Annotated in this window: 12 protein-coding genes; 1 reads left to right on the top strand and 11 read right to left on the bottom strand. The window is 50.3% G+C overall.

Annotated elements, in window-relative coordinates:
• Nucleotides 1-82: 82 nt before the first annotated feature.
• Nucleotides 83-733 (top strand): hypothetical protein, encoded by a 651-nt coding sequence (locus tag AC4MRN_RS01970; RefSeq protein WP_073324123.1) that lies wholly within the window; start codon nucleotides 83-85, stop codon nucleotides 731-733.
• Between the two features lie 177 nt (nucleotides 734-910).
• Here AC4MRN_RS01970 and AC4MRN_RS01965 read toward each other — a convergent pair whose 3' ends face one another.
• The 11 genes from AC4MRN_RS01965 to AC4MRN_RS01915 all read right to left on the bottom strand — a co-directional run bounded on the left by AC4MRN_RS01965 (nucleotide 911) and on the right by AC4MRN_RS01915 (nucleotide 12,373).
• Nucleotides 911-2,050: a hypothetical protein gene (locus AC4MRN_RS01965; RefSeq protein ID WP_491202345.1), complete on the bottom strand. Its 1,140-nt coding sequence runs from the start codon at nucleotides 2,048-2,050 to the stop codon at nucleotides 911-913.
• 401 nt (nucleotides 2,051-2,451) lie between these two features.
• Nucleotides 2,452-3,591 carry a hypothetical protein gene (locus tag AC4MRN_RS01960; RefSeq protein WP_491202345.1) on the bottom strand — a complete coding sequence of 380 codons (1,140 nt, stop codon included), beginning with the start codon at nucleotides 3,589-3,591 and terminating at the stop codon, nucleotides 2,452-2,454.
• A gap of 238 nt (nucleotides 3,592-3,829) precedes the next feature.
• On the bottom strand, nucleotides 3,830-4,768 hold the full coding sequence (locus tag AC4MRN_RS01955; RefSeq protein ID WP_491055714.1) for a DUF4350 domain-containing protein: 939 nt from the start codon (nucleotides 4,766-4,768) through the stop codon (nucleotides 3,830-3,832).
• 110 nt (nucleotides 4,769-4,878) lie between these two features.
• Nucleotides 4,879-5,352, bottom strand: a complete 474-nt coding sequence (locus AC4MRN_RS01950) for a hypothetical protein (RefSeq protein WP_491055713.1) — start codon at nucleotides 5,350-5,352, stop codon at nucleotides 4,879-4,881.
• 123 nt (nucleotides 5,353-5,475) lie between these two features.
• On the bottom strand, nucleotides 5,476-6,372 hold the full coding sequence (locus AC4MRN_RS01945; protein WP_491202344.1) for an alpha/beta hydrolase: 897 nt from the start codon (nucleotides 6,370-6,372) through the stop codon (nucleotides 5,476-5,478).
• 4 nt (nucleotides 6,373-6,376) lie between these two features.
• Entirely contained in the window at nucleotides 6,377-7,201 is an 825-nt protein-coding gene (locus AC4MRN_RS01940; protein WP_491055711.1) for a fumarylacetoacetate hydrolase family protein, read from the bottom strand.
• A gap of 20 nt (nucleotides 7,202-7,221) precedes the next feature.
• A complete protein-coding gene (locus AC4MRN_RS01935; RefSeq protein WP_491202343.1) occupies nucleotides 7,222-8,124 on the bottom strand; it encodes a VOC family protein in 903 nt (300 codons plus the stop codon).
• A gap of 2 nt (nucleotides 8,125-8,126) precedes the next feature.
• A complete protein-coding gene (locus tag AC4MRN_RS01930; protein ID WP_073324128.1) occupies nucleotides 8,127-8,552 on the bottom strand; it encodes a GlcG/HbpS family heme-binding protein in 426 nt (141 codons plus the stop codon).
• A complete protein-coding gene (mhpA, locus tag AC4MRN_RS01925; RefSeq protein ID WP_491202342.1) occupies nucleotides 8,549-10,126 on the bottom strand; it encodes a bifunctional 3-(3-hydroxy-phenyl)propionate/3-hydroxycinnamic acid hydroxylase MhpA in 1,578 nt (525 codons plus the stop codon). Before mhpA ends, AC4MRN_RS01930 begins: the two co-directional genes overlap by 4 nt.
• Before the next feature lie 11 nt (nucleotides 10,127-10,137).
• Nucleotides 10,138-11,379, bottom strand: a complete 1,242-nt coding sequence (locus AC4MRN_RS01920) for an amidohydrolase family protein (RefSeq protein WP_155013328.1) — start codon at nucleotides 11,377-11,379, stop codon at nucleotides 10,138-10,140.
• A gap of 94 nt (nucleotides 11,380-11,473) precedes the next feature.
• Nucleotides 11,474-12,373 (bottom strand): LysR family transcriptional regulator, encoded by a 900-nt coding sequence (locus tag AC4MRN_RS01915; protein ID WP_370167214.1) that lies wholly within the window; start codon nucleotides 12,371-12,373, stop codon nucleotides 11,474-11,476.
• Between the last annotated feature and the right edge of the window lie 20 nt (nucleotides 12,374-12,393).

The raw sequence follows: 12,393 nt of genomic DNA, 5'->3' as shown, positions 1-12,393 counted from the left end.
GCGATATCAGGGAACTTGCGTCGCGATATTAGTGAGCCAATCGTGATATCATCAGCATACTTCGTCATCAATCCATTTCGATATGTTGTACCACGTACTCGGCATACTCAGTGCAGTTCTGTTTATACTCACCTGGCTTGGATTATGGGCTCAGAACAGGCGTATTCATCTTCACCGCCAAAGCAATGCGCATGGTACCCAAAGTTTGTCGCTCAATCAGTTTGGCTCAAGCTTTTTTGCTTTCTACGCTAATTTTATGTTCGGCATTGCCGTCGAGCCATTCAATCATTATCTGGTGTGGACTCGCTGTGGCGCGCTATTACTTACGCTGGTTATTCTTTGGCGCATCTGGCAGGAAAGGCGCACATCAACCACCTTTTTGACGTTGCTTGTCTCAGGTTTAGCCCTGTGCGGTGGATTTATCTCCATGGGTTATCGCCCGTTTCCCGCCTTTGCACAAATAGGGGCCAACGGGCTAATGCTGGTGGTGACAGCTATTCTGATCCAGGGAACAGCACATCAATGGCTGATTCTGCGTCGCTACGGTGAGATAGGCGCACTGTCCTTCGGCTTGTTTCGCAGTATCTTAATAAAAGATGTCAGTACGCTGCTATTTGGCTTAACCATGCCGCTCAGCCAAAGCTGGCCGCTGTTGGTATTAAATGGCGCCAGCGTCATTATGCGTGGCAGTGTGCTGCTGCAGATGGAGTTACTTAAACGGAAAAAGGCGTGACCCCGCCAGCCAATGCATAGGCTTAGAAAGGGGGGAGCTCAGTAATGTTTCGTTACTCATTCTCGGATATCAATAACGAAAAAGTATTCATCTAGAAGTAAAAGCGGGCATCGCCTAAAGAAATATGAATGAAGAGCTTCTTTAAGCAATGGCCGTGATATCAGTGATATTCTTTAATTAACAACCACCTGTGTATGCGACATTAGAAGTGCACTGCTGCTCTCCTTGACTCGACCAACAAGTCTTATACCTAATAGCGCAACTACCACCACGTGGCAGGGTTGTCCCGGGATACTGAGCATCATAGCGTTCTTTGGGAATCCAGCCACCACCATCACCCAGGTTAATTTCGATACTATCGGCCATACCTGCCAAGTTTTCTAACAAACAAGAAGAGACTAGTACGTCCACCAAATCTGCGAAGTTACCACTTGAAAACGTCGCATATGGTATGCCATCGACTAAAGATGCGCCTCTTTCTAAACTAAAGTCTAGTAAAAGGTTTCTTTCACCATTTTCTTTATACTCTCCTTTATATCTGACGTTGAAAGATAAGACATTGTCTACACCATAGTATTTTATGGCATAAACTCCCTGCTTTTCGATGGACCAACCCAGGTTGACTCCGCCACCATCTTTACTGACGCTAAAGCCTAAGCCTGTAAAATCATAATCTTCATTAAAATCCGCCCAGTCAGCATTGCCAATTTTACTGGCAATTTGTTCTCTCATCTCTCTATGAATACGCCTTTGAGCTCCCGGTCCGGTCATGTAATCAGATGGGTGATTAGAACAATCTCCACCCTGCTGATTTGAGCTGAGTGGTGATAGGTTGGACTCATTTATACCAGGCGCAGATGATGACGCACTACCAGCTTTAAGGCTTGATGCAGAATAGAAATTATTTGCATAAACAACGGTATTGGCTGCTTTTAAAAATTCAGCGTGTATATGGTAAAACGTTTCGAGGGAATCGATTTCAATTGACGTCAGTGACGCATCCGTCGCAGTAATAGATAGCGCTTCACTGTCGCTATTGGCATTAGTCGCAGTGACATTAAATTTATACGCTGTTTGAGTAACCGGATTGGCAACAATGACATCTTTTGCCGATGTATTGCAACTGAACGTCATGTCATGGGAAAAACCACCACCATTATTCCAGGAACAATTAGGTGTTTCATAAAATTGTTTTACCGCTTCCTTGGCATCGTTGTAATCGCATGAACTACAAATGTAAGACTCAGTAAGTGCTGCGAGGACTGGTTGAGTGAAAGTAATCGCGACTAGCCCAAAGAATAAGCTTTTCCTGTTCATGGTAATTCCTTTATAAATCCTTTTTTGACTACCAGATATCCATAAATGCTGTAATCACTTCCTCGCTGAGGTTCCAAGACCAAACTTAGCTTGAGAAAACGAATACGCAGTCTGATCTAACCTAACAAAACGAATATAGGCCCACAAGTTTGCAAGCCGGCGACTTGGTTTTAAATATAGGTGTAATTTTTTCAACTGCAACTTCTAGTAACCTTGAAATGCCGCCAGCCAGCTAATGCATAGGCTTAGAAAGGGGGGCAGCTCAGTAAGGTTTCGTTACTCATTCTTGGGTATCAATAAAGAAAAAGCATTCATCTAGAAGTAAAAGCAGGCATCGCTTAAAGAAATATGAATGAAAAGCTTCTTTAAGCGATGGCCGTGATATCAGTGATATTCTTTAATTAACAACCACCTGTGTATGCGACATTAGAAGTGCACTGCTGCTCTCCTTGACTCGACCAACAAGTCTTATACCTAATAGCGCAACTACCACCACGTGGCAGGGTTGTCCCGGGATACTGAGCATCATAGCGTTCTTTGGGAATCCAGCCACCACCATCACCCAGGTTAATTTCGATACTATCGGCCATACCTGCCAAGTTTTCTAACAAACAAGAAGAGACTAGTACGTCCACCAAATCTGCGAAGTTACCACTTGAAAACGTCGCATATGGTATGCCATCGACTAAAGATGCGCCTCTTTCTAAACTAAAGTCTAGTAAAAGGTTTCTTTCACCATTTTCTTTATACTCTCCTTTATATCTGACGTTGAAAGATAAGACATTGTCTACACCATAGTATTTTATGGCATAAACTCCCTGCTTTTCGATGGACCAACCCAGGTTGACTCCGCCACCATCTTTACTGACGCTAAAGCCTAAGCCTGTAAAATCATAATCTTCATTAAAATCCGCCCAGTCAGCATTGCCAATTTTACTGGCAATTTGTTCTCTCATCTCTCTATGAATACGCCTTTGAGCTCCCGGTCCGGTCATGTAATCAGATGGGTGATTAGAACAATCTCCACCCTGCTGATTTGAGCTGAGTGGTGATAGGTTGGACTCATTTATACCAGGCGCAGATGATGACGCACTACCAGCTTTAAGGCTTGATGCAGAATAGAAATTATTTGCATAAACAACGGTATTGGCTGCTTTTAAAAATTCAGCGTGTATATGGTAAAACGTTTCGAGGGAATCGATTTCAATTGACGTCAGTGACGCATCCGTCGCAGTAATAGATAGCGCTTCACTGTCGCTATTGGCATTAGTCGCAGTGACATTAAATTTATACGCTGTTTGAGTAACCGGATTGGCAACAATGACATCTTTTGCCGATGTATTGCAACTGAACGTCATGTCATGGGAAAAACCACCACCATTATTCCAGGAACAATTAGGTGTTTCATAAAATTGTTTTACCGCTTCCTTGGCATCGTTGTAATCGCATGAACTACAAATGTAAGACTCAGTAAGTGCTGCGAGGACTGGTTGAGTGAAAGTAATCGCGACTAGCCCAAAGAATAAGCTTTTCCTGTTCATGGTAATTCCTTTATAAATCCTTTTTTGACTACCAGATATCCATAAATGCTGTAATCACTTCCTCGCTGAGGTTCCAAGACCAAACTTAGCTTGAGAAAACGAATACGCAGTCTGATCTAACCTAACAAAACGAATATAGGCCCACAAGTTTGCAAGCCGGCGACTTGGTTTTAAATATAGGTGTAATTTTTTCAACTACAACTACAACTACAACTACAACTACTAGTAACCTTGCGAACTAATCGCCAGCCAACCAATGCATCACATTCAACATAAACTGTTCGTTTTGCTTTGCGCCCGGTGAATGTAAACCATAAGTTTGCCCGGTTTTAGTATCCAACTGTGATGAGAACATCATGCCTTCGGCAAACACTGCAACGCGGCCTTTGCCATATTCAAGAACCGCTCCCTGACTCCAGCCACTGGTTGATATCGTTCTTGAGTCAGCAGAAATCTGAAAAGGGATAGTCGGTTCGTGAGAAACCGTCCCTGTGCCCAGTGTTAGCAACGACGTCGCCTGTTCTGGTGGCTGAAACGCAGATCCGCCGAAGGTTTTGATCTGCGTGATCGAGGCGTCAGGCACAGGCTGCATGAATATCGGGGTTTCAGTGGTCTTGTCTTCATCGGAACGCCCCGTCGTGATGGCGTGAACGGCAAGGCTATGAGTGCTGCGTTTAAAGGTATAGGCACTCACATGGCCGTTAGTGAAAACAACACCAAATGCCTTTGCTAGGTTATCTATGACTGCTGGGAAAGGTGCGTGATCTGCTATCAGTAGCAGGGCTCCACCGTTCTTTACCCACAATACGACCTGTTCAACTTCCTGTTGTGTCAACGCTAATTCGTAAGGCGGCTGCCAGTCGGCTCGGTCTCTGTCCAGTGCGTTAGCAATCACCAGAATATCCGCTTTCGCTAATTGGGTACCGGTGAAGGGCGTTGTGTTGGCTTTCACAGTAAAGCCGTCACTCAGCAAGACCTGTTTAAATGGGGCGAAGCGGCCATTTATGGTCAGAAAGTTATGATGCGCCTCGTCGACCAATACTACCGGGCTATTGGTTGGTTGATATGTCTGGATACGAAATTGTGGCGTGAAATTTGGGTCGGCCTGCTGCGGGCTGTCAGTACAAGCGGTAAGGAATAGCAGTGACAGCAAAATATAACGGAACAGTTGGGTCATAAAATGATGGGAAAAAACAGGCTTAGTTGGCGACACCATACCACAATTGGTCGAAGGCTTTGAATGCGCCTACGCTTGGAGCCGCCAGACCCCTGCAGTAGCTCAAGCTATTAGGCGTAATCCCGCAAGGCGAATTGCAACGCAATGTATGACACTACGCCGCCTAATAATGCTCCCCACACTGTTTTTAACGCCAGCGCCTGGGTGAATGATACGCTGCCAATCAAGGCTGATAGCAACACAAACAAAAGTAGAGAGGCAATTGCACCGGCAACGGCGAACAATAACGCCCGCACAAAAGGATGTGCTGGCAATTTAGAAGCAGCGTGTTCGGATGCTTCCACGCTGACCTGACCGCCCTTAATGCGCTTGCGAGTCAGAAATGAAGGGAAAAATGCGCCCATCAGGCCAATGGCGAGTCCCTGTGGAATTGAGTCAATCAACAGGCCGCCTTCGCCAGTCATGGCTATTTGTGATTGGCCGGAAAAAATCAAAAACACAAATAGCACGCTGAATAGGGCATTAATTGCTGCACCGATCAGGGTTTCCGTGCGCACGTAGCTTTGTAGGGTAGGTGAGTTCATAGCTTGCTCCATGTAATTATTTTGTTAACAGTAAGCGAGCAGATAGCACAGCAACACCGGAAATTATGCATACCTGCTATAACGGTTTTCGATAGCCTTACAAACAGTGTTCAGCGGCGTGGTTTAGCCGTTGGGTTTGAGAATGTCGTTGATAAAGTCCACGATTTCATCGGCCAGGCGTGTGTCACTGGTACCGAGATGGCCGGCAATGGAATAGTGATTATGTCCCGACAAGACCAGTGCTCGGTCAAGGCGTTGATTGTGGGTGAATCGCTGATGCACCAGGCCCAGCCACTCCTGTTGGAAGCGTGGAGGATCGTATTCGCTACAAGCTATAAATAGCGGTAGTGGGCACTTACTTATACTGGGTAAGGCCATACGGGAATCATATAAACTGTGGTCGCCGTAGTAGAGCGTGTCCCGGTCATCCAGTGGTGTGGCACCGTAAAGACCAGACAGCAACAGCAGGCCTTTAACCGCATGTTGTGCGTTGTATTGCTGATGGTAGGTCGCAACGTGATTTGCGCCTGCTGAGGTGCCCATTAAAAACAACGCATCGGGGTTACCGCCGTACTCAGCAATGTGCTGCTTAAGCCAGGTTACCGCAGCGGCTAGATCGTCTGCACCGGCAGGCCAGGTATGTTCAGGTGCCAACCGATAGTTAATTACGACGCCCAGCATGCCCTGTTCGGCGGCCATGCGACCCACGCAGGCGTTGTACCAGCGGGTGGTATCGCCTTTGTCACCTTTCAGGAAGCCACCGCCATGCACAAAAACCAGCACCGGGAGCGACGAGGTTTTACGCGCGGCAAGGTCAGTGTGCAAAGCGGTTGGACCGTAAATGTCCAGTCTGTGCCGCGGGTGTTCACCGTAAGCAATGTCAGTGGCGAGGGCTGGTTGGCGGGCAACCAGGGTGGTTTGCTCTTCTGCAAATAAGGCAAGCATACCTTCCATCATGGCCGGCCCCATTTCGGTGCCTAATGCGGCGATGCCCTTACGCGCTGACTCAGACTGTTTCATGGTATTACTCCGCCACAATAGTGTTGCTAAGCGTGCCCATAGGGCCAATCTCTACGGTTACGGTATCGCCTGGTTTCATCCACAGTGGAGGAGTGCGTTTCGCACCAACACCACCTGGCGTGCCGCTGGCAATCACATCGCCGGGCTTCAGCGGGGTAAAGCTGGAGATGTAGGCAATAACCGTGGCGATAGGGAAAATCATATCACCAATAGGCTGTTGCTGAACGATTTGATCGTTCAGTTTGGTGGTGACGTTCACTTCGGAAAGATCGCCGGCTTCGTCCGGTGTTACCATGAACGGGCCGAATGGGCCGGTGGTTGGGAAGTTTTTACCGGGCGTAAACTGACGGCTATGCCATTGCCAGTCGCGCACAGAGGCATCGTTAAAACAGGCGTAACCCGCTATATGTGACATGGCGTCTTCTTCGCTGATATAGCGTCCGCCTTTGCCAATAATAACCGCCAGTTCGCCCTCGTAATCGAGGTCGGTTGATACTTTCGGCATGACGATTGGCTGATTGTGTGCGCCTAACGAATCGGCAAAGCGCACAAAAATAGACGGGTATTCCGTTGCGGCGCGGCCGGTTTCCTGGCGGTGGGTTTCGTAGTTGTGGCCCACACAAAATACTTTGCCCGGATTTGGGATGACGGGCGCCAGCGTTACGCTGTCTAGAGCCAGTTGCTCTTCGCTGCCAAGCGTTGCCAGTGTGCCCGCATCAATGGCGGCTTTTAAGTCAGCAGCGTGGCTGCTCAGTACTTCAATGGTGTCACCGTGCAGGCGGCCAAATCCGGCACTGCCATCGCTAAGGGTAAAACTTACGTATTTCATTATCTCTGCTCACTTACTGTTCAGGCTGGCTGCCAGGTGCGTTTAAATTTGAAGTTGGCTTCAGCGTCCTTCAGGCCGGCGAAATCTTTGTCAGACATACCCCATTGGTCGATTCGGTTTTCAGGCCAGGTCCAGTCTTCTGGTGCACCGGCTTGATAATCGTCGGGCACAATTTCAACCGCCGTTGAAAACTCAACAACCGCGCCAAACGGCGCAATAAAATAGGCAAATACATTGTCGCCGGGCCCGTGGCGACCGGGTCCCCAGGCTGGGGCATATTCGTAATCACGCAGTCGGCCAACGCCACGCATAACGGCGTCCATATCAGCCATTTCAAACGCGATATGATTGAGTGAATTGAATCCTGCGCGTGCGAATGCGGTGCTGTGGTGCGACGCGTTACAACGCACAAACACCATGCCTTTGGTGCGGTCAGATACGGTGAAATTCAGGATCTCTTCTACCGCTAAGCCGGATTGTTCTGCATCGACGGCGTTGCACACAACGTGGGTGAGCTTGACCGGCAAATCCGGATCGTCGATGGGGGCCACTTCTTCACTGCCGGTTAAGAACCGAAATAGTTCGCCCTCTGGCATCTCTACGATGATCCCGTGACCGCCGCCTAAGTCGGCTGAGGTCTCAGGGGTTACATTGAGCGCTTTGGCGCGAGCGTTTTGTTCAATACGGTCGATGTCGGCTTGCTCGCACACAAAGGTCACACTGCGAACGAATGACTCCTCGCCTTCTTCAAGTGCAACCAGATACGGGAAGCTACCCGAACCGCGAATGTAATGGGTATTTGCTTTGGCATCCGTACGTGCGTCGGCCGGACTGGCCGCTAGCTTGGTATGCCATACATTGACCAGAAAGTCCGCAGCACCGGCGGCTTTCGGGAGTACTAGTTCAATACTGCGTAATCGCATGATTATTTGTCCTCGCTAAATTGCAGCGCTGCGATACCTGCTATTGCGCATTGTTCGTCAACATCACCGGTGTCACCGCTGATGCCAATGGCACCGAGCAGTGTGCCGTCGGGCGCTTTGATTAAATTGCCGCCCGGTGATAAGGCGATTTCAATACCGGGTATGGCGGTCAGGCTGTTGAAGAATACCGGGTTGTTTTTGGCTTTTTCGGCAATGCCCCGGGTGTTAAAGCCCATGCCGAGAGCGCCTTTGGCCTTCGCGTTTGCAATATCGCCGCGATACAGGCTGGCGCCGTCCTGGCGTTTAAACACCACGGCATGGCCGCCCGCATCCAGTACCGCCACGGCAAGTGGCTTTACATTGTTTTCGCTGGCATAGGCCAGCGTCGCGTTTGCTACGCATTCTGCTTGTTGTAGGGTCAGAGTCATTGCGCGGCTTCCTGTGACGTTAACGGAGAGGAAGAAAACAGCTGGTTGGCCAGCGTGTTCAGTAATTCTCCCAGTGATGATTCAGTGGCGGTGCCAAACACATAGTGGTCGGGACGCAGCAATACGGCTTGCGCATCGGCATCTGCCAGCCAGGTCGACAGCGCATCGCATTCCAGGTCGGTTAGCAGGGTGGCCTGAATATCGATTTGTTGTTGTAAGGCAGACAGTAGTGTCTGATTGCTCTTCGACAAACGCTGGCTGTTTACCAATAATCGCCATTGTCCGTCGGTGACGTCATCCAGCAGTTTGCGCTCGCCATCCAGTTCCACCCAAGGCTGAATGAATCGTGCACCGGCTTTGGTCGTGCCACTGGCAACTAAGCCATTGCGCACTGGGGGAATCAAATCGGCAGCCGTGGTTGGCAGCTCGTTGCGTTTCACTTTTTCGCGGATCATGGCATCGCGCTGGGCGGCTTGTTCCGGGTCGAGCATACAAATATAGCGGCCGGCATCGACAGCGGCATTGATGACCGCACGCACATGGGGGTCGCGTTCAGTTTGATAAGTATCCAGCAGGCTGTCAGGGGACAGGCCTTTTAATACCAGATCCAGCTTCCAACTGAGGTTTACTGCATCGCGGAAGCCGTGGCACATGCCCTGACCGAAAAACGGTGGGGTCTGGTGCGCGGCATCGCCAGCCAGAAAGACATTACCCACCCGCCATTGTTCGGCAACCAGGCCGTGGAATCGGTACGTCGCAGCGCGCACAATCTTGTGTGGCACATCCTGCAACCAGGGTTTCAGCAAAGCGGCTACGTTGTCTGGCTCCATCATGGCATCATCGTCTTCGCCGGGTTTGAGCATAAGCTCCCAGCGGCGGTGGTTGCCCCGGCCGGGCACTACGGTAGCCGGACGGTTGGGGTTACACATCATTACCGACAGCTGTTGAATGTCACAGTCATCCGGCAAGTTCGCGATAGGCGGAAACGTAACCGGCCCATCCACTTCTGCGTCAACCACGAGCCAGGGTTCTTCAAACTGCAGGTCGTCCAGTTTGACACCCAGTGCTTTGCGCACCTGACTGCGCGCGCCATCACAGGCAATGACATACTTAGCGCCCGCTGTGTATTTGTTACCGTCACATACGAGGGTCAGCGTTACGCTGGACTGAGTGCTGTGCAGATCAATCAGTTCGGTACCCAGATTTACGTCGACATTTTCGAAACGCGAAAGGGCATTGCGCAGGTGATCTTCCAGCTCAGGCTGATAGAAAAAATAATCGTTAGACCAGCCAAACGGACGCGGTTTACCCGACGTTCCCATGTAGCGCAGTACGCCGTGGTCGGCCCCAACATGAAGGTGGCCTTCGGTGTCGCGCATGTCTGGCAGAATGGTGTGATGCAGGTCGATGTTCTGGAACAGTCGGACCATTTCGTGATCTAAATGCACCGCTCTGGGCAGTGGATAGGGGTTCGCTTCGCGCTCGACAACCAGCACTTTCCAGCCTTGCTTACCCAGAAAATTGGCCGCAAGTGCCCCTACCGGCCCGCAGCCGATAATTGCAATATCATACATATGTGTGGCTCCTAAGCGGCGGTAGTCAGCAGTGACAGCGGCAGTTTGTAAGCGTCGCCGTCTTTCATAATCAGGCTGATATTCGCTTTGTTCTGCAGGATGGTGACGTCTTCAGTAGGATCGCCATCAATCAGCAGCAGGTCTGCCAGATAACCAGTTTTAACCAGTCCCAGCTCGTCACCCATGCCCATGATTTCACCACCAAGTTGGGTTGCTGCGTGCAGTACTTCCTCTGGTGTGTAGTTGAAGTGCTGAACCCACAATTCCAAATCCCGGGCATTGCGGCCATTCGGGTTGAATGGGAAGCCGTAGTCGCCACCGGGTAGCAGTTTCATGCCACCGGCTTTGAGTTTTGCCACCAGTTTAATCTGATGGGCCATTACATCTGCGGCGTCTTCCTTCATGTATGTCATGTCCATGTGCGGCGGCGGAGTCGCATCCAGCGTGGCCTGAACAATACCGATGGTAGGTGCAACAAACATGTTGTCTTTATTGGCGAGCAGCATGTCGATAGCTTCGTCATCTGCATAGGTGCAGTGATACAGCACGCGGAATCCGGCGCGAACACCTAACTTAACGGCTTCTGCCGCGTGTGCGTGACCGGTTAACCAGACATCACTGGCTTTGGCTTGTTCGCCTGCGGCGAGAATTTCTTCTTCCGAGTAAAGCAACTCGTGAGATGCGCCCGGTTTTAATGCGTTTTCGCCGGATATCAGGAATTTAACGGCTTTCGCGCCTATGTCTGCACATTCTTTCACAAAGGCTTTTACGCCCTCTGGACCGTGCTCGTGCTTGTCGGCTTGCCCCGGATCCAGTTCTGAATCATTGGGCGGCTCGCGTTCAACAGAGGAAGGAATAAGACGCGGACCCGGCAAACCGCCGGTGGTTAAATGTTCGTTCAGGCTAATTTCGAGCTTCTTGCTGAGCGCTCCAGCGGAATAGGCACTGGTAAAACCGTGATCCAGCAGAATGCGGGCATTGCGCGCAGCTGTCAGTGCCAGCTCTTCTGGCGGTAAGTACATACCCGGTACAAATTTTTCTACCGAGGTCGGCCAGGTCAGGTGAGCGTGAGCTTCCACCAGGCCAGGCATAAGCACCCGGCCATCGGCATTGATAATGCGGTCGCCACTGGCTGCAGTGATGTCGGATTCACTGACATCGGTGATACGGTTGCCTTCAACCGCGACTGAGCCGGGAAAAGGTTTGCGGCCGGTACCGTCGAAAATACGGGCATTTTTTATGATAGTTCGCATGAGATTGTCCCTGTTTACGTCTGGGCTATCGCTATTTTTGGCCGCAGGATATATTTGATCAAATATTTATTTTTTTGTTAAGTATAGGTAAAAACTATGGATTGGTATGACTGACCACAAAATCGACGAACGCCTGAGCGATAGGCGGTAGCTGTCGTTCTGCCATCCACAATAAGCCGACTTTTCGCTGGAAGTTGATCCCTTCTATGCGCACTGCGCGCAGCGACCCGGCATGGATTTCGGTACTCACCAGTTCATTGGGCAGAATGGTGATGTACTGGCTGTGCTTAACAATGGCTTTGGTCGACAAAATGGAGTCAGACAAAATGACATTGGCGGGGAGTCGGGCGTCACTGTTTATGAACAAGGCATCGATTTGTTTGCGAAAGCCGCCTACCGCGTCGGGAAGTACCCAGTGCATATCGGTGAGGTCGCTCAGCTGAACGGCGTCCCCCAGGTGCTCATTACCCGGCCCAACTATGACCGAAAACGGATCGCTGAGCACGGGTTGCTCCCGAAACTCTTCGTTCGACTCACGCATACCCGACGTTACGATGGCTAAATCTATCTCATAGCTGCGCAACATGTTTTGCACAACGGCGTCGGGGCGTTCGAGAATGCGCAGCTTGAAACGTGGATGTTCAGCGGAAAAGCCGCCAATAAAGCGGCCCATGGTGGTAGACAGTGCCCCGGGCGTGCCGCCAATGGTTAATGGCCCGCCAATGTCTTCGGCGAGCAGCTGAATTTCTTCCTGGGCGCTGTGTAACAGGCTTTCCACCGCGCGGGCTTTCATTTCTAGCGCAATTCCCGCCTGGGTTAACTCAATGCCCTGGCGGTTACGGGTAAACAGCGTGGTTTGCAGCACCCGCTCCAACTGATTAATGGCAACCGACACGGAAGGCTGCGAGAGGTGCTCGGCGCGAGCCGCTCCGCTAATGGTGCCTTCGCGGCAAACAGCTAAGAATAAACGTAGGGTGCGGGGGTCGATTCTCATTACCTGAATTCTCTTTGTAT

This window comes from Marisediminitalea sp. (assembly GCF_984433645.1).
The sequence above is the reverse complement of the archived record's forward strand: the minus strand, read 5'-3'. Positions and strand labels throughout refer to the sequence as shown.

Bases quoted from the DNA above. Each gene is read 5' to 3' on its own strand.
- AC4MRN_RS01935 (WP_491202343.1), bottom strand. From the start codon at position 8,124: ATGCGATTACGCAGTATTGAACTAGTACTCCCGAAAGCCGCCGGTGCT.
- mhpA (WP_491202342.1), bottom strand. From the start codon at position 10,126: ATGTATGATATTGCAATTATCGGCTGCGGGCCGGTAGGGGCACTTGCG.
- AC4MRN_RS01945 (WP_491202344.1), bottom strand. From the start codon at position 6,372: ATGAAACAGTCTGAGTCAGCGCGTAAGGGCATCGCCGCATTAGGCACC.
- AC4MRN_RS01940 (WP_491055711.1), bottom strand. From the start codon at position 7,201: ATGAAATACGTAAGTTTTACCCTTAGCGATGGCAGTGCCGGATTTGGC.
- AC4MRN_RS01915 (WP_370167214.1), bottom strand. From the start codon at position 12,373: ATGAGAATCGACCCCCGCACCCTACGTTTATTCTTAGCTGTTTGCCGC.
- AC4MRN_RS01960 (WP_491202345.1), bottom strand. From the start codon at position 3,591: ATGAACAGGAAAAGCTTATTCTTTGGGCTAGTCGCGATTACTTTCACT.
- AC4MRN_RS01955 (WP_491055714.1), bottom strand. From the start codon at position 4,768: ATGACCCAACTGTTCCGTTATATTTTGCTGTCACTGCTATTCCTTACC.
- AC4MRN_RS01950 (WP_491055713.1), bottom strand. From the start codon at position 5,352: ATGAACTCACCTACCCTACAAAGCTACGTGCGCACGGAAACCCTGATC.
- AC4MRN_RS01970 (WP_073324123.1), top strand. From the start codon at position 83: ATGTTGTACCACGTACTCGGCATACTCAGTGCAGTTCTGTTTATACTC.
- AC4MRN_RS01965 (WP_491202345.1), bottom strand. From the start codon at position 2,050: ATGAACAGGAAAAGCTTATTCTTTGGGCTAGTCGCGATTACTTTCACT.
- AC4MRN_RS01930 (WP_073324128.1), bottom strand. From the start codon at position 8,552: ATGACTCTGACCCTACAACAAGCAGAATGCGTAGCAAACGCGACGCTG.
- AC4MRN_RS01920 (WP_155013328.1), bottom strand. From the start codon at position 11,379: ATGCGAACTATCATAAAAAATGCCCGTATTTTCGACGGTACCGGCCGC.